The organism is Finegoldia sp. BIOML-A1 (assembly GCF_009678325.1).
Taxonomy (GTDB): domain Bacteria; phylum Bacillota; class Clostridia; order Tissierellales; family Peptoniphilaceae; genus Finegoldia; species Finegoldia magna.
On sequence record NZ_WKZF01000002.1, the window covers coordinates 292,084 to 308,542 of the forward strand.

Below are 16,459 nucleotides of genomic sequence, written 5' to 3' on the forward strand. Positions count from 1 at the left end.
TTTGAATAATAAAAAATCCCCGAAGTAAAACTTCAGGGACGAAATGTAATTTCCGCGGTTCCACCCTAATTATGATAAAACATCACTCTTAGAATTATTAGCTCCAGACTGCCGTTATAACTTGTTAATTTTCACCACACATTAACTCTCTGTAATTGTTATATTATTTATCTTTCTTCGCTTTTCAATATTCATATAAATTATATCATAAATTTACAAAAATGTTAATTGACTGTCTGATAAATTTTCCATATCTAAGTTAATAAAATTATCCAACAAAAACTCGTGTATTTCTTTGGAATTTTCTCCGTGCAAATATGTTTGTTCAAAAGATTGCGGCAATATAATTGGCATTCTAGTATGAATTTCCGATATTGATCCTTTAGCCTCTGTGGTAAGCATACTGACATGTCTTATACTGGTTTCTTGACTTTTATATTCTCTAAAAATACCTGCAATAGAAAATATTTTTTGATTTGCAACAGTTAATCTGTACTTATCTTTGTTTTTCTGATTCCACTCAAAAAATGCAGTCGCAGGAATCAAACATCTTCTGTATTCAAAATCTTCCTTGAAAAACTTTGATGTATAAATCTTTTCGATTCTGGAATTTATTATAGATTTTTTCATAAAATCAACATCTATTCCCCATCTCATATGATCAAATTCGTCACATAAAGTTAAAATTTGTTGACCAGGAAATACTTCTGTTTTCGGATTAAATTTTCTGATTTGTTTTTTATTGTATCTTTTCAATAAATCAAGTTTACTTATATTCAGTTCAAATCTAGAACACAAATATATCACCTCTTTTATATTTGTAAAAAGCCAGATGAGTTACTTTTCATCTGACTTAATAATTTGCTTTTTGTATTTAATTTGTAAAATTATTCCAGCAATTACAATTGCAATACTCACTAATTGACTCACTCTTAATGCTCCAATGTACAAGCTATCAGTTCTGAGTCCTTCTACAAAAAACCTCAATATTCCGTATAAAATCATGTACAAACTTGTTATTTGTCCATCGAATTTTTTCTTGTTTTTAAATATATACACCAATAATAAAAATATTATAAAATCTCCTAGTGATTCATATAAGAATGTAGGATGAACTTTTACACCATCTATTGTAATTGCCCAAGGAAGATTAGTTGGAGTACCATAGGCTTCTTTGTTAATAAAATTACCCCATCTACCAATTGCTTGTCCCAATGCAATCGCAGGCATAAAAATATCCAGCAACTTTAAAAATTTAAGATTTTTCTTTTTACAAATAACGTAACAAGTAATAACTGCGGCAATTATTCCTCCATAAATCGCTAATCCACCACCGCGAATATCGATGATTTCTCCTAAATTTTTGGAATAATAATCCCATTCGAATATCACATAATATGCCCTCGCTCCTACAATTGCAAGAGGAAGTGCCCACACTAAAATGTCCAATATGGTATTTTCTGAAATATTTTCTAATTTGGCTAACTTTACAGCTACTACATAGCCCAAAATTACCCCTAAAGTAATCAATATACCATACCACATTATATCTATTCCAAAAATAGAAAAAGCTACCCTGTCCATTTTTATTCGTTATCCCAGTTATGACTTACTTGTTGAACGTCATCACTATCTTCAAGATTATCGATTAATTTTTCCATTTTATCTACATTTGATTCGTCGTTAATTTTAACGTAATTTGATGGTTCATAAACCAAATCAGATTTTACGAATTTATATCCCTTATCTAACAAAGTATCTCTTACTTGTGCAAAATCTTCCATTGCTGTGTTGATTACAAAAATTCCATCATCAGCTTCAAAATCTTCTGCTCCAGCATCTAAACTGTCCATCATGACTTCTTCTTCATCCAAGGATTCTGCGTCAATTAGTAATAGCCCTTTTCTTTGGAACATAAATGATACAGAACCATTTTGTCCAAGATTTCCACCGAATTTATCAAAATAATGTCTTACATCTGAAGCAGTTCTATTTCTATTGTCTGTCAAACATTCAACTATAACTGCAACTCCTTCTGGACCATATCCTTCGTATACAATGTTTTCGTAATTTGCAGAATCTCCGTCGCCACTCGCTTTTTTAATTGCTCTGTCTATGTTATCGTTAGGCATATTTTCAGCACGAGCTTTTTCTATAACAGATTTTAAGCTAGGATTGTATTCAGGATCAGCTCCACCTTCTCTAACAGCAACAGTTATCGCTCTTGCCATTTTTGTGAATACTTTACCTCTTCTAGCATCTTCACTACCCTTTTTGTTTTTTATTTTGCTCCATTTATTATGTCCTGACATAAAATCACATCCTTAATATTTATTTCTATCGAACTCAAATGATTTCGCAAATTTTCTTTTATGTTCGCTTTGTTTAATTTTTTTATCAATCAATTTTTTTGACGTAGTTTCAGAATTATTCATCAAATAATTATCTAGCTCTTCGTAAGTAAATCCAAACTCATCTTCATCTGTTTGACCTTCCCACAAACCAGCGCTAGGTTTTTTATTAATAATTACATCTGGAACGCCCAAAACTTTTGCCATCTCAAAAATTTCTGTTTTATACAAATTCAAAAGTGGCATAAGATCAGCTCCACTGTCGCCGTATTTTGTAAAATATCCAGTCATAAATTCGGAACGATTTGATCCAGATAATACCATATAACCATTATTTTGTGCATAATAGTACAACGTCAACATCCTAAGTCTTGGCTTAATGTTTGATGCAGCCATTTCTACAGAAGTTTTTTCAAAAGTTTGTATCAAAGCATCGTATCCATCATTCAAATCGACTTTTTTGCAATTCAAATCAATCGCTTCTGCTAATATTCTAGCATCTTCTTCGTCTTTTGGATTGCTTTTTATCGGCATAATCAAACCTAATGCGTTATCTCCAAAAGCTTTTTTGCACAAACACGCTAATACAGCGCTGTCGATTCCACCGCTAATTCCAAAAACCGCTCCTTTTAAATTAGCTGATTCGACTTCTTCTTTTATCCATTTTGTTATATCTTCACATAATTTTGCGTAATTCATTTTAATCCACCCTCAAATTTTATCACAATTTACATCATTTTAAAATATTAACTTACCATTTAAAGATGATTGGTAAGTAAATTCAATCATTGTAAACCTTATGTTATCGCTTGTTAAATCAATTAACTTATTTTCTATTTCTTCGTATTTATCTTCATCTAATAAAATATCAAAAACCACTTTTTCTGAATATTGCTTGTCAGCTACGTAAATATCATTATTCATCAAAAAATTTTCAATACTTCCAACATTGGTGTAATCAAATTCTATCTGAAAATTTCTAAATATTTTCTTATCTACAATAACCGACTCATTCAAACACTCACTAGAAGCTTTTGTGTATGCTCTTATAAGACCACCTGCTCCAAGTTTAATTCCGCCGTAGTATCTTGTAACAACTACACAAACATTAGTCAAATCTTCTTTTTTAATTACTTCAAGAATTGGAATCCCTGCTGTTTGGGAAGGCTCACCGTCATCATCAAATCTCTGAATTAATTTGTCCTCTCCAATGATATATGCAGAACAATTGTGAGTTGCGTCACTGTATTTTGTTTTTATACTATCCACAAATTCTAAAGCCTCTTCTTCTGTTTCCACGAACTTACAATTTCCGATAAATTCCGATTTGTTAATTACAAAAGAAAAAGGTATGCTTTTGTGAATACTTCTATAATTTTTCATATATAAATTCCTCGTATTTTTCTATCTCTAATTCAGAAATCTCAACCTTAAGACGTACATCTTCATTGTTGTATGAAACATCTTCACATTTAAAATTTTGTAAAATTGTGTTCAGAACGTCCTGATGATCGTAGTCAAATCTCATTTTAACACATTTGTAATTGCCATATAATTCTTCTTGAATTTTGTACAATAACATTTCGATGTCTTCATCGTTAAAAGCTGATATCTTAACTTTATTTTCCAAATTATACGGGAAAATCACGTTAGGATTTTTATCAGATTTATTAAATACCGTAACCATTGGTTTGTCCAATACTTTTAATTCTTTTAATATATCCATCGTTGTAGTGATTTGATTGTCCAAATCAGAACTTGAAGAATCTAATATAAATAAAATCAAGTCAGAATGTTTCAAATCCAATAACGTTGACTTAAATGCTTCGATTAAATCTGTTGGAATATCTTTAATAAATCCAACGGTATCTATTACAAGGCATTGTTTTTTATTTGGTAATGTACATTTTCTCAAAGTAGTGTCCAGTGTTTTAAATAGTAAATCCTCTGTTTCAAACTCTTCCGTGTACTTATCTTTGTAGAAATTCACCAATTTGTTGGACAAAGTAGACTTACCAGCATTTGTGTATCCAACCATACTCACCATTTTTATATCAGATTTTAGTCTTTGTTTTCTCATATTTTCTTGGCTTTTATCAATACTTTTTAATTCTCGTTTTATATTGTTAATTTTGTTTTGGATAGTTCTTCTATCTACTTCAAGTTTTGTTTCCCCAGGACCCCTAGTTCCAATCCCACCACCAGTTCTAGATAAGTGATCTCTGAATCCAATTAATCTTGGAAGTCTGTATTTGTATTCTGCAAGTTCAACTTGTAGCACACTTTGCTTTGTTTTCGCTCTACTTGCAAATATATCTAAAATTAAATTTGTTTTGTCTACTATTTTAAGTCCAGTTATATCTTCCAAGTTTTTTATATTTGAACCAGATAGTTCTACGTTAAATATCAAAGTTGTTACGTCCAATTTTTCTGCAGCATCTTTAATCTCCAGACATTTCCCTTTTCCTATGTAATATTTTGAATCAATAAAGTTTTTTCTAACTTCTGAAATTGCGCAAACTTCACCGCCAGAAGATTCAATCAAACTTTGCATTTCTTTTATATCTTCATCGTTTATTTTTTTGTTTTTAAATTCAAAATAAACTAAAATTGTTTTTTCTTTCATTGTTGCTCCTTTATTTATATTATATAATAATCTGTCTTTAAGTAAAATGTACTTCGTATTTCTAGGAATATATGTTGAATCTACACTTTGTGGTATAATAGTGTATATATATTTTATGGAGGAATTTATGAATAAAGATAAAAATATAATATTGAAATCCATAAAAATTTTAATATTATGTTTGATTTGTATATTTGCATTTGTAGGTGGATTAATCGGAGTAGCCGGAGTACGCGCTATGCAATTAGCTCCAAAGGTTAATCCCGAAGAAATAAATAATATGATGAATCAGACATCAGAAATTTTGGATCAGGATGGAAATTTAATCGAGAAAATCAAAACCACTGAATATAGAGAGGTTGTAAAATTAGATAAGATACCAAAATACATGATGGATGCTTTCACATCTGTGGAAGATGAAAGATTTTACAAACACAACGGTGTGGATCCTATCGGTATCACATCAGCTATTTTTGATAATTTAAAATCTGGTTCTATGAAACGTGGAGCAAGTACTCTAGCGCAACAATTGGCTCGTAATTTGTACTTAACTAATGAAAGATCATTTGACAGAAAATTCAAAGAAGCTTATTTAGCAATGGAATTGACAAACTATCTAGGCAGAGAAAAACTTTTGGAAACTTATATGAATACTGTTTTCTTGGGACAAAATGCCTACGGAGTTCAAGCCGCTTCTGAAATTTACTTCAAGAAAAACATCGATGAACTAACTTTATCAGAATGTGCTACTTTAGCAGGAATTGTGAAGAGTCCTACTAATTTAGCGTTATACAAAGCAATTGAACCAGGTCAAGTAAAAGACCAGTCAAAAATCGTTGGTGAAGTTACTTTAAACGGTGAAACATACAAAGCTGTCTACAATCAACAAACTATCGACAGAAGAGATTACGTTCTTAAAAAAATGCTAGATAACAACAAAATCACAAAAGAAGAATACGACAAAGCTCTTCAAGAAAATATCGCAGCTAATATAAAACCGGGAATTAAAAACGTAGATAACTTGTCTAACTACTATTCAGATATTATCTATGAACAAGTTATTGCAAAACTTATCGAAAAAGGATACTCACAACAAGAAGCTAAAAGCAAACTAATCAATGGTGGACTAAAGATATATTCATGTGTTGATATGAATATGCAAAGTAATTTGGAAAAATTATATGATAAAAAAGTCGATGATATTATCGCAGATGGTTCATCAGCAAATTTATTAAAATGGTCAAGCGATGACGGCAGAAACATTACAAACGCTTTAAATGAAGTTATTTATTTTAGAAAGAAAAACATAATCAATGACAACGATGAGTTCTTTATTTCACCAGAACAATATACTAAAAACCCAGATGGTTCTGTCACTTTTAATTATTCAAAATCAATTAAAGTAAAACAATATGGAAACTATTTGGATTTGAAAGATTATTACTCAGTAAATGATAGTAATAATTTGGTAACTCATAAAATATCTTCAATCAATATTGGTAGAAAAAATTTGAATACAGATGGTGAAGGTAACATCACAATCTCAAGCCAATATATAAAAGAAAATCCAAATTTAATCAAATACGACAACAATGACAATTTGATTTTTGCTAAAGATTTCTACACTATAAATGAGGATGGAATCAAACAACCACAATCGTCGAGTGTTGTTGTGGATAAAACAACTGGACAAATCAAAGCATTGGTTGGTGGAAGATATTCAGATAATAAAGATACTACTAACAGAGCATCCGATATTCCTAGACAAGTTGGTTCTAGTATGAAACCTTTAGGTGTATATACTCCAGCATTGGACAATGGGTATTCCCCTGCATCAGGCTTAGATGATTTACCTCACTATAACGAAAATCATGAATTGTGGCCACAAAACTGGTATGAAGGTTATGAAGGCTTGGTTTCACTTAGACATGCTGTTGAAAATTCAATCAACGTTACTGCCGTAAAAGTTTTGGAAGATATTGGAATTGAAAAATCAAAAACTTATTTAGAAAAATTTGGATTGATTAATGCAAAAAATCCTAAAGCCGATAACTATATAAGTGCAGCTGAAAACACTTCAGAAAACGATGAAAACACATCTGCAATGGCACTAGGTTCATTAACTAAAGGATTTACACCTGTAGAGATGGCAGGTGCTTACAACGCTATCAATAATAGCGGACAGTACAGAGAACCTATTTCCTTTACAAAAGTTACTGACAGTTTAGGAAAAGTTATAATAGAAAATCCTCAAAAACAAAATGAAGTTGTGAGCCCTCAAATCGCATACATTATGAGAGATATACTCAGAACTTCTACAGATTACAACTATTCAAAATACGCTAGGTTAGATGGCTTTGATATCGGTGGAAAAACTGGTACTACAAACGACTACCAAGACGTATGGTTTGTCGGAATGAGCCCATACTATACAATTAGTACATGGTTAGGTTTTGACAATCAACAATTGAAAATGACTCAAATTAGTCAGAAAAAAGTTGTACAAATCTGGAGCGCAGTCAACAGATATACTTTGGAAGATAAAATTCCAATTAAATTTGAAGAACCAGACGGTATCGTAAGAGTTAAAGTTGATACTTTAGCAAATAAATTGCCAAGCAAATACAGTTGGAGAGATCCTCGTGGAATTGTAAAAGAAGAAATCTACAAAGCAGGTACAGAACCTACAGAAGTTTCTGATTTGTATGAATCAAGAAGAATTGACGTTGTAGATGGAAAATTAGCTACAGATAATACTCCACCTTGGGAATTAGGATGGGGAGTTTTCATAAAAAGAGATCCTCCATACAAACCATCAGAACATAACAACATTATTCCTAAAGACTGGAAATACAGTATGCCTGGTTATTCTGATAGAACAATCTTTAATATTTTAAAACCTCATGATAAAAAAGATGAAGACAAAGATGACGAGGACAAAGACGACAAGGACGAAAAAGATAACGATAAGAAAGACGGCGACAAAGAAAACAATAGAAATAATAGAGACCGAGATCGTAAACGTAATCGTGACCGTGATTCGTCAAATGATAGAAATAATTAAAAAAAGGTTAATTTTGGAAAATTCCAAAATTAACCTTTTTCTTATTTATCTATCTTTTTCTTTCTAGTAACTTTAAAATTAATCTCATAAACAAATCTATCTTCATCAATTGATATTTTACTTGTTCCCCCAAGCAACTCTATCAAATTCTTCGCAATATATAAACCAAGTCCACTACCTTCAGAATGACGAGACCTTTCTCCTCTTACAAATTGACCCATCAATTCTTCCGCACTAACCTCAATTTTATTCTTGGATACATTAGAGAATTTGAGGATAATATTGTCATTGACTACATCACATTCTCCGTAAACTTTTGTGTTAGGTTTGGAATACTTCACAATATTACTGAAAATATTTTCGATTACACGAGATAACTTTGCACCATCCGTCATCATCAATACTGTTTTTCTTTTATCGTTATATTCGAAATCCAGTCCCATCTTATTGAAATCAGAATCAAATTGACCGTAAACTTGTAATACTAATTCATTTAGTTCCACAACTTCCATTTCGATATCAATATTTCCTGTTCCAGTTTTGGAAGCATAAATCAAATCTATTACCATTGTTTTCAATCTTTTAGCGTTATATTCTAGAATTTCTATATATCTTTTCTTTTCTGATTCATCAGTTTCGTGATTCAGCAAATCTACGTAATTTATAATAGAAGTTAAAGGCGTTTTGATATCATGTGAAATATTTGTGATTAGTTCCGTTTTCATTTTTTCTGAATTAATTTTATCTTGCATCGTGTTGATAACTGAATCATGCAAATGGTTTATAAGGTACACAGAATCTTTGTAAATTTCATCATCTATGAACACATCAATATCTTTTCCAGAATACATAGCCTCCACTTTTTTGTTAAGCAGTATTTTGCCCAGATTATTAATCAAAATTGATATGTAAATTTTCGCTAAAATTGCACCGATGAATATAATCCCAAACAAATTCCTATTTGTAACCATAATCGTTGCCATAGTATACATTAAAAAAATCAAAGTTAATAATGACTCAACATAAATATTGTAGTATTTTCCTTTGAAATTACTAATGAATTGATATATTAAAAATGCATTCTTTTTCTTTTTGTAAATAGTCCTTACTACCTTAACCATTGAATAAAAGAAAGCAAGCATCGCATATATCAACGTTATGGCAACTGAAAAATTATATACATTAATTATATTTTCAATAAAAAATGATACAGTGAATACAAGAATAAAACCAAAACTAAAATACAGTAGTAGATCTACCAATTGTTTTTCAACATAACCATCGATAGATCTAAAACTTTTCTTTATCCAATTTATCATTAAATATCCTCTATCTTATATCCCATTCCATACACAGATTTAATCAAATCAGGTCTTCTAGGATTGATTTCAACTTTTTCTCTGAGTCTTGATATGTGGACTGAAACTATTTTTTTGACATCATAAGGTGGAGCTTCCCACACATTTTCATAAATTTCTTCTGATGTGAATACTATACCTTTGTTTTTTAATAAAAGTAAAATTATTCCGTACTCATATGGAGTTAACTTTATTTCTTCGCCATCTATCAACACTTCTTTTTTGTCGTCGTTGATTGTCAATCTCCCCGCTGAGAATACATTCCCATTTAGAGAATTGTCTTTGCTAAGTTCTAGTCTTCTCAAACTAGATTTGATTCTAGCCAATAATTCTACAGCATCGAAAGGTTTCGTAATATAATCGTCAGCACCCAAATTCAATCCCATAACCTTATCATTCAGTTCGCTTTTTGCAGACAAAATTATGATTGGCGCGTTAGATACTTCTCTTATTTTTTGAGTTAGTTCTAATCCGTCCATTCCTTCCATCATTATATCTACCAAAAATAAATCTATTTTATTCTTTTCCATTAATTCTAATGCATCGTAACCATTATAAGCCTTCAACACATTGTAATTATCTGTTTTCAAATATATTTCTATGGCTTTTACTATGTCTTTTTCGTCGTCGACAACCATAATATTGTACATAAAAAATCACCTTCTTAACTTTTATTATACACTAAAAATCAGAAGGTGATTATTACAAAAATTTAACGATTCAATTTTGGAACCAAATATTGCCCAGTATATGAATTTTTCTTACTAATTAATTTTTCAGGAGTTCCTTGGAAGATAACTTGTCCTCCACCATTTCCTCCTTCAGGTCCCAAATCGATAATATAATCTGCGACCTTTATAACATCAAGATTGTGTTCTATAACAATAACGGTATTTCCTTGATCCACAAGTCTTTGCAATACTTCAATTAATTTGTCAATATCTGCTGAATGAAGACCCGTAGTTGGCTCATCTAAAATATACACAGTTTTTCCTGTACTTTTTTTAGATAATTCACTGGCTAGTTTTACTCTTTGAGCTTCTCCACCGGATAATTCCGTTGAAGATTGTCCTAATTTAATATAACCCAAACCTACATCTTGTAAAGTTTGCAATTTATTTTTTATAGGAGGGAAGTTTCTGAAAAATTCTAACGCTTCATCAATCGTCATATCCAACACGTCGGCGATATTTTTGCCTTTGTATTTTACTTGCAAAGTTTCTCTGTTGTATCTTTTTCCTTTACAAACATCACATGGAACATAAACATCTGGTAAAAAGTGCATTTCTACTTTTAAAGTTCCGTCGCCTTTACAAGCTTCACACCTTCCACCCTTTACGTTAAATGAGAATCTTCCTTTTTGATATCCTCTCATATTTGCTTCAGGTGTTGACGCAAACAAATCTCTTATCAAATCAAATACTTTTGTATAAGTCGCCGGATTACTTCTAGGCGTTCTACCAATCGGAGATTGATCTATTTGTACAACTTTATCCAAATTTTCAATTCCAGTAGCCGATTTAAATTTACCATTTTTCATCTTAGCATTATTCAAATCTCTGGCTAATTTCTTGTATACGATTTCGTTAACCAATGAAGACTTTCCAGATCCTGAAACCCCTGTAACACAGTTGAAGCATGAAAGTGCAAATTTTGCATTTATGTTTTTTAGGTTATTTTCTTTGCAACCTTTAAATTGCAAATATCCATTTGGTTTTCGTCTTTGTTCAGGAACGGGAATTGCCAATTCGCCTGACAAATACTTACCTGTAATTGATCTTTTTTCTTTTATAATATCATCAATAGTTCCACAAGCTACGATTTCTCCACCGTGAACACCGGCTCCAGGACCAATATCCACAAGATAATCACATTCTTTCATCGTATCTTCATCGTGTTCAACTACAACCAAAGTATTTCCAATATCCGTCAAATTTCTAAGCGCTTTAATCAATTTGTCATTATCTCTTTGGTGAAGTCCGATTGAAGGTTCATCTAATACATACACAACGCCTACCAATGCAGATCCAATTTGTGTTGCCAATCTAATTCTCTGAGATTCTCCACCTGATAAAGTAGAAGCAGATCTATCCAAAGTTAAATAATCAAGCCCAACATCGTTCAAAAATTGAAGTCTGCTGATAATTTCCTTCAATATTTCATCTCCAATAAATTTCTTGGACTCTTCCAATTCCAAATCTTTGAACCATTGAAGAGAATCTTTTACAGGCATTTGACAAATTTCGTAAATATTTTTTTCATTTATGCGAACTGACAAATACTCATCTTTTAATCTAGCTCCATGACAATAATCGCATTCAACGTCAGTCATATACTCACCAATTTTTTGATGCATAGAATCTGTCGTGCTTCTGTTGTATCTTTCTTCTAAGTTTTTCAAAACTCCTTCAAATTTACCGTTGAATTTTTTTCTTCCAGAAAAATGACTATCGAAAATAAATGAAAGATTTTTCTTTGATCCATTCAAGATTTCATTTATCATTTTCTTTGGAGCATCCTTAATTGGTTTGTCCAATGGAAAGTCATAAGAATCTGCGATTGCTTTTATTATTTCGAAATAATATCCACCTGATTTCGAAGATTGATAAGGATCTATTGCACCTTGTAAAATCGACAACTCTTTATTTGGAATTACCAAATCTTCATCAACTTTTTTATGAAAACCAAGTCCATTACAATGAGGGCACATCCCAAACGGATTATTGAACGAAAAATCTCTTGGCTCTAATTCTTGGTAAGAAATATGTCCGTCTGGACAGCTCATTGATGTACTATAAGAAATTACATCTTTGCCAATTACATCAACTTTTACATTATTTTCAGACAATCTAAGAGCTGTTTCTATGGAATCTGTAAGCCTTGAATCAATTCCGTCTTTTATTATAATTCTGTCGACAATTACATCAATATCGTGTTTTTTGTTTTTATCAAGTTCGATATCTTCTGCTAATTCAACTTGCTCACCATCCACAATCGCTCTTATGAATCCATCTTTCCTCAAATTTTGAAGAAGTTTCTTGAATTCACCTTTTTTCCCTTTTACTACGGGACTTAAAATTTGAATTCTGGAACGTTCCTCTAATTCTTTCACACTGTCTACAATTTGGTCGACAGTTTGGCTAACAATTTCTTTCCCGCAAACAGGGCAATAAGCAGTTCCAACTCTTGCAAAAAGCAGTCTAAAATAATCGTATATTTCTGTAACAGTTCCCACTGTTGAACGTGGGTTATTGTTAGTTGTTTTTTGGTCTATAGAAATCGAAGGCGACAATCCTTCAATGTATTCTACATCTGGTTTATCCATTTGCCCTAAAAATTGGCGTGCGTAAGAGCTCAAAGATTCGACATATCTTCGTTGCCCTTCCGCATATATAGTGTCAAATGCCAAAGAAGATTTACCTGACCCACTTAATCCAGTGAAAACGACCATTTTATTCCTAGGAATGGTAAGGTCCACATTTTTTAGATTATTCTCCTTAGCACCTTTTATAACAATTTTATCTTTGCTCATTTTGCTCCTTTAGTAAGTGTTTTTCAAATTCCTGATTTGATCTCTAAGTGTAGCAGCTCTCTCGAAATCCAATTCTTCTGCAGCTTTTAACATTTCTGTGTTCAAATTATCAATAATAACTTCTATTTCGTCCTTTGAAAATTCCGTAACTTTATTAACATCATAACTTTCATTTTCTTCTGCAACAAAAGTATTTTGGATTCTTTTTCTAACAGATTTATTAATAGTAGTTGGAATAATATTGTGTTCTTCGTTGTATTCTTCTTGTATTTCTCTACGCCTATTAGTTTCTGTTATAGCCACATCCATCGACCTAGTAATCGTATCACCGTACATTATAACGTGACCATTTGAGTTTCTAGCAGCTCTACCGATAGTTTGTATAAGAGAAGTCTCTGAACGCAAGAAACCTTCCTTATCTGCATCCAAAATCGCAATCAGAGAAACTTCTGGTAAATCCAATCCCTCTCTCAGAAGGTTAATTCCTACAAGTACATCGTATTTTCCTTCTCTCAAATCTCTTATAATTTCCATTCTTTCAATCGTATCAATATCTGAATGCAAATAAGTTACTTTTATATCCAAATCTTCAAGATAACGCGTCAAATCCTCACTCATTTTTTTAGTAAGAGTTGTGATAAGAACACGTTCACCTTTTTCAATAGTTTTATTGATTTCACTAACCAAATCGTCGATTTGTCCTTTTGTGGGACGAACCTCAATTTTGGGATCTAATAGACCCGTTGGTCTGATAATTTGTTCAACCACCTCATTAGTTTTTGCTTTTTCATACTTTCCTGGAGTTGCCGACACATATATTACTTGATTCATCATCGATTCAAATTCGTTGAATCTCAAAGGACGATTGTCTAATGCAGATGGCAATCTGAACCCATAATCAACCAAGCTAGTTTTTCTGGACCTATCTCCTTCGTACATTCCTCCAATTTGTGGAACAGTAACGTGTGATTCGTCGATCATTGTCACGAAATCTTTTGGGAAATAGTCGATAAGGGTGTAAGGTCTGCTTCCAGGCTTTCTCTGAGACATATGTCTTGAATAGTTTTCTATTCCTGTACAAAATCCCATTTCTTTTAACATTTCTATATCATATCTAGTTCTTTGCTCTAATCTTTGAGCTTCCAATAGTTTATTGTGGTCTTTAAAATATTTTAATCTATCTTCTAATTCTTCTTCAATAGTTACAATAGCTTTTTCGACTTTTTTCTGAGTCGTTGCATAGTGACTTGCAGGATAAATCGCAACGTGATTTCTTTCACCTACAATTTCTCCAGTCAAAGCATCAATTTCAGTAATTCTATCTATTTCGTCACCGAAAAATTCAATTCTAACGCTTTTTTCACCACTTGATGCTGGGAAAATATCCAAGCTATCTCCTCTTACTCTGAAAGTTCCTCTGGTAAAATTAATGTCATTTCTAACGTATTGAATGTCGATTAATTTTTTCATAACTTCAGTTCTATCTTTTTCCATTCCTGGACGCAAAGATATAACCAAATTTTCGTAATCAATAGGATCTCCCAAACCGTAAATACAAGATACAGAAGAAACTATAATTACATCTCTTCTTTCGAATAAACTCATCGTAGCACTGTGGCGAAGCTTGTCCAATTCTTCATTGATACTTGAATCTTTTTCAATATAAGTATCTGATTGAACCACGTATGCTTCTGGTTGATAATAATCGTAATAAGAAACGAAAAATTCAACCGCATTTTCTGGGAAAAATTCTCTAAACTCACTAGCCAATTGATATGCCAAAGTTTTGTTGTGAGCTATAACCAGAGTTGGTCTTTGAACTTTTTGAATAATATTCGCCATCGTAAAAGTTTTACCTGAACCAGTAACACCTTTTAAAATCTGATGATTTTTTCCATTTTCCAAACCATTTGCAAGTTTATCAATCGCTTGTGGTTGATCACCTGTTGGTTTAAATTTTGAATGTAATTTAAATTCCATAACTCACCCCTTGAACATATGTTTTACTTTAACATTATATATCATCTGTGTATTTAATTCAATAAATAATAATTCGTATTCATTATCAAAAAAATCAAAAAAAATTTCCTAAACAAAAACTAGGCTCTCAGAGCCTAGCCAAAATTTTTTATAAATCTTCTTCATTTATTACTTTTTCATTGAAACCGTCTTTATACTCATCATTTTTTACAATATGTCTGTTAAATATTTTATCGATAGCCACTGAAATAGCAGTATCCCCAGAAATATTTGCAGCAGTTCCAAATGAATCCTGTGTCAAATAAAGTGTCATCAACAATGATGCAAGTTCCCCTTCAGATGGAATTCCAACTACTGGCAAAAATGGCAATGCACTCATAATTGCTCCACCTGGAGCTCCTGGAGCAGCAACCATAGCTATCCCAAGAATTGCCATATATCTTAACATTAGTAAGTAAGAATGTTCCATTCCATACATTGTTAAAATTGTAAAAGTACAAGCTGTAATTGTAATCATTGAACCTGGCATATGAACGGTAGCTCCCAATGGAATTACAAAATCTCTAATACTTTTACTTACTGAATTTTGCTTAGCACATTCCAAGTTTACTGGAATTGTCGCAACAGATGATTGAGTTCCTATCGCTGTTAAATATCCTTTTACTTGATTTCTGATTAACTTTACAGGATTTTTCTTCGTGTAAGTACCACTTATTATAAATAATACAGAAACATATATTAAGTGAAGTGCAATTACACATAAGAATATCTTCCAGAAAATTGAAAGAACTGCAAATACAGATCCAGTAAATGCCATTTTTGAGAAATTACCAAAAATAAAGAAAGGTAACAATGGTACAATTGCAGTTGACAATACTTTTGTGATTATGTCATTAAATTCTGAGATTAGATTGTAGCAATATTCTCCTTCACCGTGTTTTCTTAACCATGATATTGAAATCCCCATCATAAAAGCAAAAATAATTGATGAAGTTACATCAAAAAATGGTTTGATTGGAATTTCAAAAAATGGATCCATGCCTATCTTAGTTGAGGCTTGAATCTTAGAAACTTGGTCTGGACTTATAAATGCTGGGAATACATTTGAACTCATAACATATGATAATGACCCACCAATAAGAGTAGATGCATAAGCAATTACAACAGTTACTAATAATAATTGTCCAGCTCCCTCTCCAAGATCAGCAATTCCCTTTGTTACAAAAGCAATAATCATAAGTGGAATAACAAAGTTTAGAAATGCGCCGAACATTGATGAGAATGTTACAGCAGTCTTCACGAACCATTGAGGCATATACAAACCAGCTAAAGTACCTAATCCAATCGCGATTAATAATTTTGGTATTAATCCTAGTTTTTTCTTTTCAGTTTTACTCATTTTCTTTAAATCACTCCTTATTTTATGTTGTTTTATATGTAAAATACATATTGCATTTTAAACCCAAATTATTTTACAATACAATTTAAAAAAGAGCAAGTAATTCAATAGATTTTTAACAGATTTATTTAAATTTTGTTATATTCTTG

General features: G+C 31.6%; 12 protein-coding genes. 1 reads left to right on the top strand and 11 read right to left on the bottom strand.

The genetic code is table 11. From position 1 onward, the window contains the following. Positions 1-213: 213 nt before the first annotated feature. From GKG00_RS03725 to hflX, 6 genes are read right to left on the bottom strand one after another with little or no spacing between them, the layout of a single operon-like run. Entirely contained in the window at positions 214-807 is a 594-nt protein-coding gene (locus tag GKG00_RS03725; RefSeq protein WP_346962830.1) for an SOS response-associated peptidase family protein, read from the bottom strand. A 30-nt stretch (positions 808-837) separates the two neighbouring features. After that, a complete protein-coding gene (gene lgt, locus GKG00_RS03730) occupies positions 838-1,584 on the bottom strand; it encodes a prolipoprotein diacylglyceryl transferase (protein WP_094205792.1) in 747 nt (248 codons plus the stop codon). A gap of 2 nt (positions 1,585-1,586) precedes the next feature. After that, a complete protein-coding gene (locus GKG00_RS03735; protein WP_094205793.1) occupies positions 1,587-2,312 on the bottom strand; it encodes a YebC/PmpR family DNA-binding transcriptional regulator in 726 nt (241 codons plus the stop codon). Between the two features lie 12 nt (positions 2,313-2,324). Next, on the bottom strand, positions 2,325-3,050 hold the full coding sequence (locus tag GKG00_RS03740; protein ID WP_154254336.1) for an NAD+ synthase: 726 nt from the start codon (positions 3,048-3,050) through the stop codon (positions 2,325-2,327). 39 nt (positions 3,051-3,089) lie between these two features. Next, positions 3,090-3,734, bottom strand: a complete 645-nt coding sequence (locus GKG00_RS03745) for a YigZ family protein (RefSeq protein ID WP_154254338.1) — start codon at positions 3,732-3,734, stop codon at positions 3,090-3,092. Further along, positions 3,721-4,977 (bottom strand): GTPase HflX, encoded by a 1,257-nt coding sequence (gene hflX, locus GKG00_RS03750; RefSeq protein ID WP_154254340.1) that lies wholly within the window; start codon positions 4,975-4,977, stop codon positions 3,721-3,723. The genes GKG00_RS03745 and hflX overlap by 14 nt, the downstream gene beginning before the upstream one ends. Before the next feature lie 127 nt (positions 4,978-5,104). Here hflX and GKG00_RS03755 point away from each other — a divergent pair, with 127 nt between their 5' ends. Then, a complete protein-coding gene (locus GKG00_RS03755) occupies positions 5,105-8,041 on the top strand; it encodes a transglycosylase domain-containing protein (RefSeq protein ID WP_154254341.1) in 2,937 nt (978 codons plus the stop codon). A 41-nt stretch (positions 8,042-8,082) separates the two neighbouring features. Here GKG00_RS03755 and GKG00_RS03760 read toward each other — a convergent pair whose 3' ends face one another. From GKG00_RS03760 to GKG00_RS03780, 5 genes are all read right to left on the bottom strand, one after another. Continuing rightward, entirely contained in the window at positions 8,083-9,360 is a 1,278-nt protein-coding gene (locus GKG00_RS03760; protein ID WP_154254342.1) for a HAMP domain-containing sensor histidine kinase, read from the bottom strand. Then, positions 9,360-10,049, bottom strand: a complete 690-nt coding sequence (locus GKG00_RS03765) for a response regulator transcription factor (RefSeq protein ID WP_154254343.1) — start codon at positions 10,047-10,049, stop codon at positions 9,360-9,362. The genes GKG00_RS03760 and GKG00_RS03765 overlap by 1 nt, the downstream gene beginning before the upstream one ends. A gap of 62 nt (positions 10,050-10,111) precedes the next feature. After that, complete coding sequence (gene uvrA / locus GKG00_RS03770) at positions 10,112-12,931, bottom strand: excinuclease ABC subunit UvrA (protein WP_154254344.1); 2,820 nt, start codon at positions 12,929-12,931, stop codon at positions 10,112-10,114. Positions 12,932-12,940: 9 nt separating this feature from the next. Beyond that, positions 12,941-14,911, bottom strand: coding sequence for an excinuclease ABC subunit UvrB (gene uvrB, locus GKG00_RS03775; RefSeq protein WP_154254345.1), 1,971 nt, complete (start codon positions 14,909-14,911; stop codon positions 12,941-12,943). 148 nt (positions 14,912-15,059) lie between these two features. Then, complete coding sequence (locus GKG00_RS03780) at positions 15,060-16,310, bottom strand: dicarboxylate/amino acid:cation symporter (protein WP_154254346.1); 1,251 nt, start codon at positions 16,308-16,310, stop codon at positions 15,060-15,062. Positions 16,311-16,459 lie beyond the last annotated feature (149 nt).

What these genes read in the sequence shown, in the direction of transcription:
- lgt (WP_094205792.1), bottom strand. Translation starts at nt 1,584, where the DNA reads ATGGACAGGGTAGCTTTTTCTATTTTTGGAATAGATATAATGTGGTAT.
- GKG00_RS03735 (WP_094205793.1), bottom strand. Translation starts at nt 2,312, where the DNA reads ATGTCAGGACATAATAAATGGAGCAAAATAAAAAACAAAAAGGGTAGT.
- GKG00_RS03740 (WP_154254336.1), bottom strand. Translation starts at nt 3,050, where the DNA reads ATGAATTACGCAAAATTATGTGAAGATATAACAAAATGGATAAAAGAA.
- GKG00_RS03745 (WP_154254338.1), bottom strand. Translation starts at nt 3,734, where the DNA reads ATGAAAAATTATAGAAGTATTCACAAAAGCATACCTTTTTCTTTTGTA.
- hflX (WP_154254340.1), bottom strand. Translation starts at nt 4,977, where the DNA reads ATGAAAGAAAAAACAATTTTAGTTTATTTTGAATTTAAAAACAAAAAA.
- GKG00_RS03755 (WP_154254341.1), top strand. Translation starts at nt 5,105, where the DNA reads ATGAATAAAGATAAAAATATAATATTGAAATCCATAAAAATTTTAATA.
- GKG00_RS03760 (WP_154254342.1), bottom strand. Translation starts at nt 9,360, where the DNA reads ATGATAAATTGGATAAAGAAAAGTTTTAGATCTATCGATGGTTATGTT.
- GKG00_RS03765 (WP_154254343.1), bottom strand. Translation starts at nt 10,049, where the DNA reads ATGTACAATATTATGGTTGTCGACGACGAAAAAGACATAGTAAAAGCC.
- uvrA (WP_154254344.1), bottom strand. Translation starts at nt 12,931, where the DNA reads ATGAGCAAAGATAAAATTGTTATAAAAGGTGCTAAGGAGAATAATCTA.
- uvrB (WP_154254345.1), bottom strand. Translation starts at nt 14,911, where the DNA reads ATGGAATTTAAATTACATTCAAAATTTAAACCAACAGGTGATCAACCA.
- GKG00_RS03780 (WP_154254346.1), bottom strand. Translation starts at nt 16,310, where the DNA reads ATGAGTAAAACTGAAAAGAAAAAACTAGGATTAATACCAAAATTATTA.